This is a genomic window from Mesorhizobium sp. M0894 (assembly GCF_040319725.1).
Classification (GTDB): domain Bacteria; phylum Pseudomonadota; class Alphaproteobacteria; order Rhizobiales; family Rhizobiaceae; genus Mesorhizobium.
The window spans coordinates 455,524-467,618 of record NZ_JAMYOG010000004.1 but is presented as its reverse complement, the minus strand read 5'-3'; the positions used below and the strand labels follow the sequence as shown (position 1 = coordinate 467,618).

Here is a 12,095-nt window from a genome sequence, read left to right as displayed (position 1 = left end):
CTTCTGTTTGGCTTTATCGATTTCAGCCATGTTCGGGCCTGCATGCTTAAAAGGACCGAACTGCACCGCGAGCGGATTTGTTCCTGCTAATTACGAAGATCAAGCAGGACCGCGCGCCCCCTCTCGCGGGGCCACAATGAGCAAAATTCCTGGAATGCTGGGGGGGAACGTTAGGCGGATTAGTGAGGCGCGTGGCTGAGAGCTACTCCCGGCCGTCGAAACACACGAACAGGCCAGTGGCGGAAGCTACCTCAAGGATAGCCTCAGTTAGCTCTTCGTCAGATGCCCGCAGATTAGGCGCAGTCACGCGGACTCGTTCTATTGCAGCCTTGATCGAGACAATGTCTCCGCGAGCCGCCCCGTTCAGGAGTGCAGCAATAGCCTGATGTAGAATTGGACTGACACTTTGAACGACACTCATCCGACCATCCCCGAGGGGCACGCCGAAGAGACGACAGTACTCTCTCCCTGACCGACATCAACAGGATGTAAGAACCGTACAATGCTCGGGCCGTAACCGTCAGGAATGTTTGGTAGAAATTTCTGAGCGGGGGATCGGATAACCCGCTCGCGCGAAGACCCCATGCCCCCTTCCGCAGCGTCGACCTTCCGTTCCCGCAACGAACACCCTACTTTCGACTTTGGCGGGATGGACCAGGCCCATGCGAGGCTCGTCGCTACTCGGCTCGCCGTCAGACCAAACAGTGCCCCTCCATTCAATCTTGCGGTTCTTGTCAAGCACAACGAACGTTGACGTTAGACAATGCTTCGGCCACCACCTTGTCAGGCACAACGCTTGAACTGGACAAAGCCGTGAAGCAGTACGTCATCTACACCCGCGTTTTGACGGACTGGCTTTGCGTTTCGTCCGTGCTTATAAAGCAGCTCGCTCACCAGCTGGTTGCAATTGCCGTTGGCGCAACTGATGTGAATGACCCGACCACTAGCTATGAAGGCGATTTCCGCGCCTTCGCGCGGACCGGTCGCCTGGAAGAAGGTGACCTTGCTTCCTGCTCAAGCGTCACGATCTCGCGCAGATCAGTACCGGCGATCATAGCTTCGCGCACGAAGTGGGTCGCGCTCTCCTCCACGACGTCGCAACGGGTGCAGAGGCCTGCGGGCAGGAACAGGCGGGCGTCGCGCGCCTTGAGTTCCAGGCCCTGCCATATCTGCGCACGGGTCAGCTTGGTCTCGCCTCGGGGATTCACCGGAACGGTAGCGGTCGAGTAAATCATGATATGTCTCCTGGACAGAACGTCGGTGATGGGGCTCAGACGGCAATTGCGGCCGCATAGTCGCGATAGGAGCGCAACGGCCGGCCCAGCAGCGCGGTCAGCCGATCGACATCGCCGGCATCGGGGACCATGCCGTCCGTGAGGAAGCGCTCGGCCATCAGGCGCATGTCGAGCGCCATCCAGCTCGGCATGAACTGCCGCAGGTTCTGCTCGAAGCCGGCGGTGTCGTCGCCGGGATACGCGATATGTCGACCGAGGACGTCCGTCCAGATCGCTGCGACGTCCGTGCCAGTCAGCGTGTCGGGGCCGACCAGGTTGATGCGATTGAGCGGGAGCGGCGCGGCGGCCTGCTCACGGCGGAGGAGTTCGATCGCGGCGATCTCGCCCAGGTCCCGCGCGTCGATCATGGCGATGCCCTTGGCTCCGATCGGCATCGGATAGATGCCGTAGCCGATCACCACGTCCTTGATCGTGATGTCGTTGTCCATGAAGTAGGCGGGCCGCAGGATGGTGGCGTTGAGCTCCATCTGTTCGATCATCCGCTCGACGCCGAACTTGCCCGCGAAATGCGGCACATTGACGTAGATGTCGCTGTGGATCACCGACAGGTAGACGATCCGCTCGATGCCGGCCTCACGGGCAACGGCCAGCGCTACCAGCGCCTGGGTGTATTCGTCGGCCACCACCGCGTTCAGCAGGAAAAGGGTGGAGACGCCGGAGAACGCCTTGCGCAGGGAATCGACATCGAGCAGGTCGCCCTGCACGACATCTACGCCAGTGGGGAAATTGGCCTTGGAGGGATCGCGAACCAAAGCGCGCACATGGGCGCCACGCTTCACGAGCTGTTCGACTACGTTGCGGCCGACATTGCCGGTCGCGCCGGTAACGAGAATGGTCATGGGGTTACTCCTGAGTTGAGCCGGATGGCTGCTCAGAAATTAGTGATCCACATTTGTGTCGGTAGGCGTTATATTTGGACACGCCGTCTCATTGGTGGAACATATGGATCTACTTGCCCTTGCCGATTTCAATCTGGTCGCCCGCCACGGGGGCTTCGGTAAGGCCGCCCGCGCTGCCGGGCGCCCGAAGGCAACCTTGTCCCGACGCGTGGCGGAGTTGGAGGCCAGTCTGGATCTACGGCTGTTCGAGCGTGGCGCCCGCGCGTTGAAGCTGACGGAAGAAGGACGTGCGCTTTTCGAGCGCGCGGGCCGGTTGCTTTCCGAGCTCGAAGAGACAGCGGCCGCGATCGCCTCAGGCGGCGAAAGGCCGCGAGGCAGGTTGCGGATCAGCGCCCCAGTGCTGTTCTCACAGACCGCGATGGGGAAGATCGCTGCCGGCTTCGCCCTGAAATACCCGGAGGTAAGGCTCGAGGTCACGACCGAAGACCGCGCCGTCGACATGATCGAAGAGGGATTTGACCTGGTGATCCGGGTCAATCCGGATCCGGATGAGAGCCTCGTTGGGCGAGCCTTTCTGCGTGATCGACTGGTGGTCGTGGCAAGTCCTCACCTCGCCCGGCCGGCGGACGGTCTGGCGACCCCGGCCGTCATGCGTTCGACAGCCGATCGAGGGGCTTGGGACGTGAAGACGCCCACTGGCCGGTCAACAATCGCGATCGAGCCGGTCCTTGCGCTGTCGTCACTCATCATGGTCCGGGATGCGGTACGAGCGGGCGTCGGCGCGGCGCGCCTACCTGTGTCGCTGGTGAGCCATGATCTGGCGGACGGAACACTGGTACATTGGGGGGATCTCGATCGACCCGACATCGCCCTGTGGACGCTCTATCCCTCTCGGCGGCTGCTGAGCGCCCGCGTCTCCGCATTCCTCGACCATCTGAAACAGGCCTTTCCCATGGGGACGCCTGACGAGCTGGCCGCCTATATCGGCAAATGACGCGCAGGGAGCTGGTTAACCCAGCTGAGGCCTTATGCGAGGCACAAGGAAAGCAGTTGCCGTACTTTCTAGGTGGGTGCGTTATCCGAAATATCTTCCGCGAACGCGACATTTTTTAACGGCAACCGGCTCCGCGAACTGTGCCATCGTCACCACTGCTGACGGCCGGCTATGTGTAGGTATTGAGAGCGCCACCGACCGCATTCCCTTCCCTCCTCGTGGACGAAAAGTGTTCGTTCGAATGATGCTTGCGATATTGATAAGGTCAGGCTGGTCGAGAAGTACAGGCCGCCGAAGCGCAAGAAGCCGCTGCGTTGACATGCTGAATTAGCGGACAACAAACAGGGGAATTCAGAGATTCCCGGTGTTGATCTAGACTCCAGGAATGGAAACGACGTTTGACGATCTTGCCAGCGCGATAAGGCCCCCCGTGCAGACGTTTGGGGAGCCATCCGCGTCTTGGCCATCGATCTGGCCGGGAAGCTTCTAATGGGCCTCTGCCATCGGCGTTGGCACTGGAATGGCGCTGGCCGGTTAGATCGCTAACCCGCAAGATTCCACCCGGGCGCGGATTGCGCCCACGATCGCCAACTTGGCTTTATTCAGCCTTGAGGTTAATCACCCGCATCACGGCGACCACTGTCCCGTTGTTCGTAGCAGCCTCCTTCGTGCTACCCTTGCCGCAGCTCCATACATCGCCTTCCTTGGCTGTGAACTGCATATCCCCGGCCGTGACCTGCAGCTCGCCTTCAGTGACCGTGCAGACCATGTCGTCGGCCATGACATCCCCCAGCGGGCTAGATCCCTTTGGCTGATACACGACGTCTTCCATCGCGATTTTCTTGTACCCCTTGATATGGGAGTCTCGTGTTCCCAGTTCGACGAGCCGAACGCCGGGAAAAATCTCTTTGCCATCAGTCGGACCGTAGGTCTTGGCCGCTGCCGGAGTCGGCAATGCAACCAATAGCGGGGTCGACAACGAGGTGGCACCAAGGGCGAGAGCATTACGTCGATTCATCTTCATAACATTATCCTCCCTGAGTTAGTCCGCCCACAACTGGGCGAACCGGATATTTTACGCGCCCGTGCAGCCAAATAGTCAAAACACAATTGAGCAGGCCCATGCTCCGCCCAGGAAGCTGGTTAACCCAGCTGAGGCCCGCAGCGGGCCAATGTAGCGAAAGCGCACTGTCACCGTAATTCTGCGTTCGAAGGGAAACCATCGCTCGATTTCACTCAAATGAAGGAAGACGCTTTACCTGAAAGAGGCTGATAACGCGCCAGAGCCAATCGGCTCAGTGATAATGCGCTTCGGCCAAGATGCCGACCTGAGCTTCGGCCCCAGCGTCGGTAGATCGACCGCGGCTTAGGCCGGCGCTTGGGGGAGGAAATTCGATGAGATTGGCCATCGTGTGCGCGGCAATTGTGATTGCCGGATCCACCGCCGCCGTTGCGCACGAGAAAAAGGTGGTAGCCAGAAAAGGGACAGCGCAACTCTGTGCCGATTTGTCAGGCACGATCAAGAAAAAGAAGAAGACAGAGGTGGATTACCGTTCAACCGGAACTGTCTCCGGCGCAATCCCCAAAGACAAGTTTGAGCCGCGCCTAGGCTACGAAACGGTTAACCCTGGCATCATATCTATCTTTTAGCTCGTTGATTGCGTGTTTCGCTAACTTGAATGCAGCACAGGTGGCCAGCAGGATACACAGGCGGCCACGAAGGCGAGCGCCGGTATTGAACTACGGTGACGGTGCACTTTTTGCGGCGTGGCATTCTCAGCCCATCCCGTGCGGGGTCCCAAACGTTTTTCGCCTTCGGTGACCGGCAGTGCCTTTCCCCCGAAATCGACCGCCCTATTTCGCCTCGACAGGTGGGCGGCTGATTGCTGGACGAGTCCCTGCGACTAGGACGGCATGTGCTTCGAGGTACCCCAATGGACTTCCACGATCGGCACCTACTGCGGTTGCGGGTGAACGGCGAGGACCACAGCCTTTCCGATCTCGATCCCCGCGTCACGCTGCTCGACCTGTTGCGCGAGCGGCTTCATCTGACCGGAACGAAAAAGGGATGCAATTTCGGCGAGTGCGGCGCCTGCACCGTGCATCTCGACGGACGGCGTGTGAATGCCTGCATGATACTGGCCGTGTCCGCCGAGGGACGCGAGGTCACGACGATCGAGGGCCTGGCGGACGGCGATGCGCTTCATCCCGTGCAGCAGGCGTTCATCGATCATGATGGTTTCCAGTGCGGATTCTGCACGCCCGGGCAGGTGATGTCGGCGGCGGCGCTGATCGAGGAGGGACATACCGGCTCCGACGCCGAGATCCGCGAATGGATGAGCGGCAATCTGTGCCGCTGCTCGGCCTATCCGCAAATCGTCGAGGCGGTGCGCGCAGCGGCTGGGAGGGCGAGCCAATGACCCCATTCGTCTATGCGCGCGCCGATAGCCTGGGCGAAACGATCGCGGCCGGAGCGGCGCCGGACAGCGCTTTTCTCGCCGGCGGCACCGAATTGCTCAACTGGCTGCGCCTTGGCATTGCCGGGCCGGCGCGGATCATCGATATCTCCCGCCTCGACGGGCTGGATCAGATCGAGGCACTGCCCGGCGGCGGCTTGAGGATCGGCGCGCTGACGCATCTCAACGACGTCGCGCAGCACGAGTTGGTCATGCGCGACTATCCGGTGTTGAGCCAGGCGATCCTCAACGCGGCGTCGCCGCAACTGAGAAACCTCGCAACGATAGGCGGCAATCTGCTGCAGAAGACGCGCTGTGCCTATTTCCGTGCCGAAGAGCAGTTGCCGTGCAACAAACGTCGGCTCGGCTCCGGTTGCTCGGCATTGCATGGCATCAACGACAATCACGCGATATTCGGCTGGACCGAGGATTGCATCGCCACCCAGCCATCCGACCCGGCGGTGGCACTGGCAGCACTTGATGCAGTCATCGTCACCGCGCACCGCAGCGGCGGCCGGCGCATTCCGGCAGCCGAATTCCACCTGCTTCCCGACACGCGGCCCGAGGCAGACAATGTGTTGCAGCAAGGCGAACTGATCACGGCAATCGAGCTGCCGGCACCGGCGCCGCGATCGGCTTACCTCAAGGTGCGCGAGCGCGAATCCTACGAATATGCCATCGTCTCCGCCGCCGCGGTGCTGGAGATGGACGGCCGGACCATTCGTCGGGCTGGCCTGGCGCTGGGGTCCGTCGCGCTGCGGCCGTGGCGGCTGAGCGCCGCCGAGGAGCGGCTCGCCGGTGCCGATGTCGGCGATCGCGAGGCGTTGAGCACCGCTATCGAGCAATCCTTCGCCGAAGCGCGTCCCTTGTTGCAGAACGCCTACAAGATCGAACTGGCCAAGACCGCCGCTTTGCGGGCGATCGAAAGAGCAGCGAGGATGCCGTCATGATGATCACCCAGCCTGTTGCCCGCCCTGACGGCGGCGTCAAGGTTACCGGCCGCGCCCGCTATGCGGCCGACTACTTTGCCCCCGACCTGCTCTATGCAGTGCTGGTGACCGCGCCCGCTCCCGCCGGCCGCGTGACGTCGATCATGGTTGACGACGCGCTCGCCGAGGAAGGGGTCGTGCGCGTGCTCACGCATGAGGACATGCCCAAATTCGGCCGGTTCGCATCGCCAAGGGCCGAGCCGGATACGCAGACGCAGCACGCCGAAGGTCCGCCGGCGGCGCAGAGCTTCATGCCCATGCAGAGCGACGAGATACGTCACGAGGGCCAGCCGCTTGCAATTGTGCTGGGCGAGACACTGGAGGCGGCGGAAGCCGGCGCCCGCCGCGTCTCGTTGCGCTACGAGTTCGCCGAGCCGGAATTGCCGGCACCACCCGAATGGACCGCAATCGACAAGGCTGCGGTCGTGCCGAGGGAGAGCGGCTTTCTGTTCCTGGAGCCGACGTTTACGAAGGGCGAGGTCGACCGCGGGCTTAGCAACGCAGCCGCCATGGTCGAAGCCGTCTACCTGCAGCCGTCGCGCCATCACAACGCCATGGAGCCCTCGGCGACGCTCGCCGAGTGGAACGACGGAGAGCTGACGCTGCACGACGCCACGCAGCACGTCTACGGTGTCCGCCAGGTGGTTGCGGCCCGCATGAATGTCCCGGCCGAGAAGGTCCGCGTGATTTCCCGCCATACCGGCGGCGGCTTCGGCGGCAAGGGCTGGATCTGGCCGCATCAGGTGCTGGCCGCCGCCGCGGCGCGCATCATGCAGCGCCCGGTCAGGCTGGCGCTCAGCCGCGCCAATGCCTATTCCTGTCTCGGCTATCAGCCGCGCATGGCACAGAAGATCGTGCTGGCGGCGGACAAGTCGGGCAAGCTGACCGCCGTGCAACAGGACGTGGTCAACCTGACCACCGTCACCGACGATTTCGTCGAGTTCGCCACCGAAGCCTCGAAGGGTCTCTACGCCACGCCGGCCATGCGTCTCAGCCAGCGCGTCGAGCGCGCGAACGTCGCCATGCCGACGGCGCTGCGCGCGCCGGTCGAGGGTCCCGGCACCTGGGCCCTCGAAAGCGCGATGGACGAGCTCGCCCACCGCCTCGGCATCGATCCGCTCGACCTGCGTCTGATCAACCATGCGGACACGGATCCGGCCACCGGCCAGCCCTGGTCGTCGAAGAAGCTGCGCGAGGCCTATGAGGAAGGCGCCCGCCTGTTCGGCTGGCGCGAGCGCCCGCGCAAGCCGCAACGCGATGGCGATTGGCTGATCGGCTACGGCATGGCGACCTGTAGCATGGGCTGTTTCCGCCACCCGACGCCTGCAGCCGAGGTCAGGTTGCACAGGGACAGCACGGTGCTCATCCGCACCGGCACCCAGGATATAGGGACCGGAACACTCACCATCTTTCCGCAGATCGCAGCCGATGTCCTGGGCCTGCCGATGGAGAGGATCGAGTTGGAAATGGGCGATACACAGCTGCCGGAGGCGGGTCCGACCTATGGCTCATCGTCGACCATGGGGGTGGGCGCGGCGGTGCTCGCAGCCGCCGAAGATGCACGTTCGCAGCTTGCCCGTCTTGCCAATCTGCCGCCCGACGAGGTCGAGATGCAAGACGGCCATATTCGCCGCAAAGGCGCTGCCGGCGGTCAGACGATCGCCGACGTGATGAGTCATACCGACATCGGCGAGATCATCGGCTCCGGCTCGTTCGATCCGGCGCAGCATGGCAAAGGCCTCGCCATGCGCACTTTCGGCGCGATTTTCATGGAGGTCGGCGTCGATCCGGGGCTCGGCCTGCTCAGGCTTCGTCGCGCCGTCGGCAGCTACAGCGCCGGCCGCATCGTCAATCCCCGCACCGCACGCAGCCAGATGACGGGCGGCATCATCTGGGGCTGGGGCATGGCGGCGATGGAGCAGAGCAGGCACGAACCGGTGCTCGGGCGGTTCCTGTCGAAGAACCTTTCAGGGGTTGCCATTCCGGTCAACGCCGACATTCCCGGCGACATCATTATCCACTTCGTCGACGAGGTGGACGAGCATGCCAGCCCGATTGGCGGCAAGGGCATCGGCGAGCTCGGCGCCACCGGCGTTGCCGCAGCGGTTGCCAATGCCGTCTTCGACGCTACAGGCAAGCGGATCCGGGAGCTGCCGATCACGCCGGAAAAACTGCTGTAGAAGGACTAGGCCCGCTATTGCCCTGCGATAGCGGGTCTCTGACGTAGTCGATTATCTCCTCTGCAAAGCTTGCCGAGACTTGGGAAATACCTGCGGCTCCCAGGCCGACGTCTTCATTTCAGCTCAGATACTTTGCCGGCAAGCGTCTGCTCGACGAGGTTGACGTAGTAGCGCATCACCGTCGGCACGATCTCGTCGTTGAAGACGTAGCGGTCGCCGTGCAGGCCTTCGCCCGGGCCGACCTCGCCGGCGCCGATCCACGCGTAGCAGCCACCGGCGTCGCGGATCATGAATGCGAAATCCTCACAGCCGAGACTGGGGCTGAACTCTGTCAAGACATTCTCCCGGCCGACGACGGAGGCGGCAGCCTCGACGGCGTGGGTCGTCGCGTCCACGGTGTTGATCAGCGGCGGGTAGCCCTTCCTGTAGTCGACGCGTGCCTTGAGCGAATGCGCGGCGGCAATGCCTTGTGCGATCTCGCCGATCAGCCTCTCGCAATGGTCGGAAAGACCGGGCTCGAAGAAGCGGCAGGTGCCTTGCAGCCAGACCTTGCCCGGCACGATGTTGCCGACATTGCCGCCATGGATCTGCGTGATGCTGACGACAAGCGCGCTTTGCGGGTCGACCGAGCGGCTGACGATGCGCTGGACGGCTTGCACGAAGGCGCCCGCTGCCAGGATCGGGTCATCGCCGAGCTGCGGCATCGCGGCATGCGCGCCAAGACCCTCGAAAGTCAGCTCGAAATTGTCGACGGCCGCCATCTGCGCACCAGCACGGGCCGCGATCGTCCCCAGCCTGACGCCCGGCCAGTTGTGGACCGCATAGACCGCCTCGACCGGAAAGCGCCTGAACAGGCCGTCCTCGATCATGCGCATGCTGCCGCCTTCGTTTTCCTCGGCCGGCTGGAAGATGAAAGTGACGGTGCCGTCGAAGGTGCGCGACTCGCTGAGCAATTTGGCAGCGCCGAGCAGCATGGCGGTGTGGCCGTCATGGCCGCAGGCATGCATCACGCCCTCTCTCCTCGAAGCATAGAGCAAGCCGGTTTTCTCCAGCACCGGAAGCGCGTCGAGCTCGGCGCGAAGGCCGATGGCGCGTGTGCCGCCACCGCTGCGCAGGACACCGACGACCCCGGTGCCGCCGATCCCTTCATGCACCTCGTCGAGGCCGAAGGAGCGCAGTTTCTCTGCAACGAAACGCGCCGTTTCGTATTCATTGAATCCGAGCTCCGGATTGGCATGGATATGGTGCCGCCAGCCTATGACCTCTGGTGTCAGCGCGGCGATGGGGTCATTATGCAACATGATACCTCCTTTCACGCCGGCAAAGGCGGCGCGGTTTGGTCCTGCCAGCCATAGAAGGCCCGACGAAAAGCGTCTTGAACCGGATTGACCATGGCAAAGACAAACCAAGCGGCAGAGACCGGGAAATACTGGCGCCATCCGTGCTTCCCCGACCTTGGCCTGTTCGAAGCGCGCTTCACCCGGCACCGCTACGACTTGCACACACACCCGACCTATGTGATCGCCCTGATCACCTCCGGCTGCGAGCGGATTCGCATCGGCCGTCAAAGCGTTCTCGCCCCGGCAGGCGCCATTGCCGTCGTCAATCCAGAGGAGTGGCATGACGGCGAACGCGGGGCGGACGAAGGCTGGGCCTACCGGACGTTTTATCCCTCGGTGCCGCTGATGACCGCACTTGCCCGCGAACTCGGCTGGCACGGCGCTCCGGTGTTTTCGCGCGCGACTATCGAAGACAACAATCTCGCCGCAGCGTTGACGGCAGCACACCAGGGCTCGACATCCCCAGACATAATGACGGCCGAGACGTCCCTGCTCGTGGCGCTGCGACGGCTGATCGTTCGGCATGGCGACTCGAGCGGACAGGCCGAGGAGGTCGAAAGCTCCGGATCGCAGCGGAGGTTTTCGCTCTATCGCGACCTTGTCGAAAGCGAGCTCGGCTCGCAGCTCGACCTCAAGCGGCTTGCCGGTGCGGGTGGCGTGACCCGGTTCCAGGTCATCCGCGACTTCAACAAGGCGATCGGCCTGACGCCGACGGCCTACATCCGCGACCGGCGATTGCGCCGGGCGAGCGCGCTGATCGAACAGGGATTTGGCCTCGCCGACGCCGCTATCGCGGCAGGTTTCGCCGACCAGAGCCATCTCTCCCGTACGTTCCGGGCCATGCATGGCATGACGCCGGGCATGTTTAGAAGAGCTGGATAAGGCGCTCCTCAACAGACAAGCTTGCGCGCCAATGCGTGCTGCGCAATGCTGACGCAGCTCGGGGGGAATCATGCGAATAATCTTGGCGCCGACGCTGCTGCTCGCGGCTGCACTGTTTGCAAACAACGCCCAGGCGCTGGACGCCAGCGGGACGCCGGTTGTCGTGACCCCGCTTGCCTCTCGCACCGAGACTGCGTCCGGCCAGCCGATCACGCTGCCGCAGAAGAACGTGCAGGTCCTGGTCTCGGCCTATCAGATCGCGCCGGGCGCCACCTTGCCGGTCCACAAGCATCCATTTCCGCGTTACGCCTATGTCGAGGCCGGCACGCTTCAGGTCACCAATGTCGAGACCGGCAAGAGCAACACCTATCAAACAGGTGATTTCATCATCGAGATGATCGGGCAATGGCATCAGGCGACCAATGTCGGCGCCGAACCGGTCAAGCTGCTGGTTATCGACCAGGTCGAAGAAGGCACCAAGAACACGGTGTTGCGCCAGTAGCTGCCACGTCTGAAAACAGCGTCCGTGGCGAATCCAGCACAGCGCGTAACAGACGTCAGAACGTGAACCCCTCCGGCAAATTGTGATTCCAATAGCCCTCCTCGACAAGTTCACTTATGCGCCAGCCCTCGGACGTGCGTACGACGCGGTCGCGATACCAGAACCCTTGGAAGAAGACCTGCCTTTTGCCTTCGCCGAGGTCGACCACCATCGGGCATGAACAATGCACGCGCGCGCTGGCCTCATCCCCTCGGAGATCAAGAAGGATTGTCGAAATGGCGTGCTGCGAGATCAATATCTTCGATAGGGCGCCTTTCATATAAGCAACATGCTCACCCACACCGCTCCTGATTCCACCTGTTACAGTGTCGTCAAGCACGGCGTCGGGCGTGAATATTTTCCGATAGGCTTCCCAGTCGCGATCGTCCACAGCGTAGCAATAGCGAGCAAGCAGCTGTTCGATCTCAAGCCGATCGGAAACCTCCTGCAGTGAAAGGGTCATGTCCTGTCTCCGCGGTTGGCGGCACTAATGCCGCATGCGCCAAGCCTGCCCCGACATTCGATCAATATTCACGTTGCCGTTGCTCCGAGCAACCTCGCCGCGCGACTGGGCATGCG

At 62.6% G+C, this 12,095-nt stretch carries 11 protein-coding genes and 1 pseudogene; 7 read left to right on the top strand and 5 right to left on the bottom strand.

Annotated features, from left to right (window positions below):
- Positions 1-957: 957 nt before the first annotated feature.
- A pseudogene (locus tag NKH91_RS11415) lies at positions 958-1,235 on the bottom strand (AtaL-like protein); the annotation flags it as partial.
- A 35-nt stretch (positions 1,236-1,270) separates the two neighbouring features.
- Positions 1,271-2,134, bottom strand: a complete 864-nt coding sequence (locus NKH91_RS11410) for an SDR family oxidoreductase (RefSeq protein WP_352643184.1) — start codon at positions 2,132-2,134, stop codon at positions 1,271-1,273.
- A 103-nt stretch (positions 2,135-2,237) separates the two neighbouring features.
- Between NKH91_RS11410 and NKH91_RS11405 the strand changes: the two genes are divergently transcribed.
- The gene (locus tag NKH91_RS11405) at positions 2,238-3,128 is read left to right on the top strand and encodes a LysR family transcriptional regulator (protein ID WP_352643186.1); all 891 of its coding nucleotides are present in this window, start codon (positions 2,238-2,240) and stop codon (positions 3,126-3,128) included.
- A 598-nt stretch (positions 3,129-3,726) separates the two neighbouring features.
- Here NKH91_RS11405 and NKH91_RS11400 read toward each other — a convergent pair.
- Complete coding sequence (locus NKH91_RS11400) at positions 3,727-4,152, bottom strand: hypothetical protein (RefSeq protein WP_023720037.1); 426 nt, start codon at positions 4,150-4,152, stop codon at positions 3,727-3,729.
- Between the two features lie 371 nt (positions 4,153-4,523).
- On the opposite strand from NKH91_RS11400, the gene NKH91_RS11395 reads away from it, so the two are divergent.
- From NKH91_RS11395 to NKH91_RS11380, 4 genes are all read left to right on the top strand, one after another.
- Entirely contained in the window at positions 4,524-4,778 is a 255-nt protein-coding gene (locus NKH91_RS11395; protein ID WP_352791768.1) for a hypothetical protein, read from the top strand.
- Positions 4,779-5,062: 284 nt separating this feature from the next.
- Positions 5,063-5,548, top strand: coding sequence for a (2Fe-2S)-binding protein (locus NKH91_RS11390; protein WP_031194306.1), 486 nt, complete (start codon positions 5,063-5,065; stop codon positions 5,546-5,548).
- Entirely contained in the window at positions 5,545-6,534 is a 990-nt protein-coding gene (locus tag NKH91_RS11385; RefSeq protein WP_023720034.1) for an FAD binding domain-containing protein, read from the top strand. Before NKH91_RS11390 ends, NKH91_RS11385 begins: the two co-directional genes overlap by 4 nt.
- Positions 6,531-8,753, top strand: a complete 2,223-nt coding sequence (locus tag NKH91_RS11380) for a xanthine dehydrogenase family protein molybdopterin-binding subunit (protein WP_352885427.1) — start codon at positions 6,531-6,533, stop codon at positions 8,751-8,753. The genes NKH91_RS11385 and NKH91_RS11380 overlap by 4 nt, the downstream gene beginning before the upstream one ends.
- 113 nt (positions 8,754-8,866) lie before the next feature.
- On the opposite strand, the gene NKH91_RS11375 is transcribed toward NKH91_RS11380, so the two are convergent.
- Positions 8,867-10,054, bottom strand: a complete 1,188-nt coding sequence (locus tag NKH91_RS11375) for an amidohydrolase (protein ID WP_352844264.1) — start codon at positions 10,052-10,054, stop codon at positions 8,867-8,869.
- 90 nt (positions 10,055-10,144) lie between these two features.
- Here NKH91_RS11375 and NKH91_RS11370 point away from each other — a divergent pair, with 90 nt between their 5' ends.
- Together NKH91_RS11370 and NKH91_RS11365 are read left to right on the top strand one after the other, a co-directional pair.
- Complete coding sequence (locus NKH91_RS11370) at positions 10,145-10,975, top strand: AraC family transcriptional regulator (protein WP_352844266.1); 831 nt, start codon at positions 10,145-10,147, stop codon at positions 10,973-10,975.
- A 70-nt stretch (positions 10,976-11,045) separates the two neighbouring features.
- Complete coding sequence (locus tag NKH91_RS11365) at positions 11,046-11,477, top strand: cupin domain-containing protein (protein WP_352844268.1); 432 nt, start codon at positions 11,046-11,048, stop codon at positions 11,475-11,477.
- Positions 11,478-11,532: 55 nt separating this feature from the next.
- Here NKH91_RS11365 and NKH91_RS11360 read toward each other — a convergent pair whose 3' ends face one another.
- Positions 11,533-11,979: a nuclear transport factor 2 family protein gene (locus tag NKH91_RS11360; protein WP_352885428.1), complete on the bottom strand. Its 447-nt coding sequence runs from the start codon at positions 11,977-11,979 to the stop codon at positions 11,533-11,535.
- Positions 11,980-12,095 lie beyond the last annotated feature (116 nt).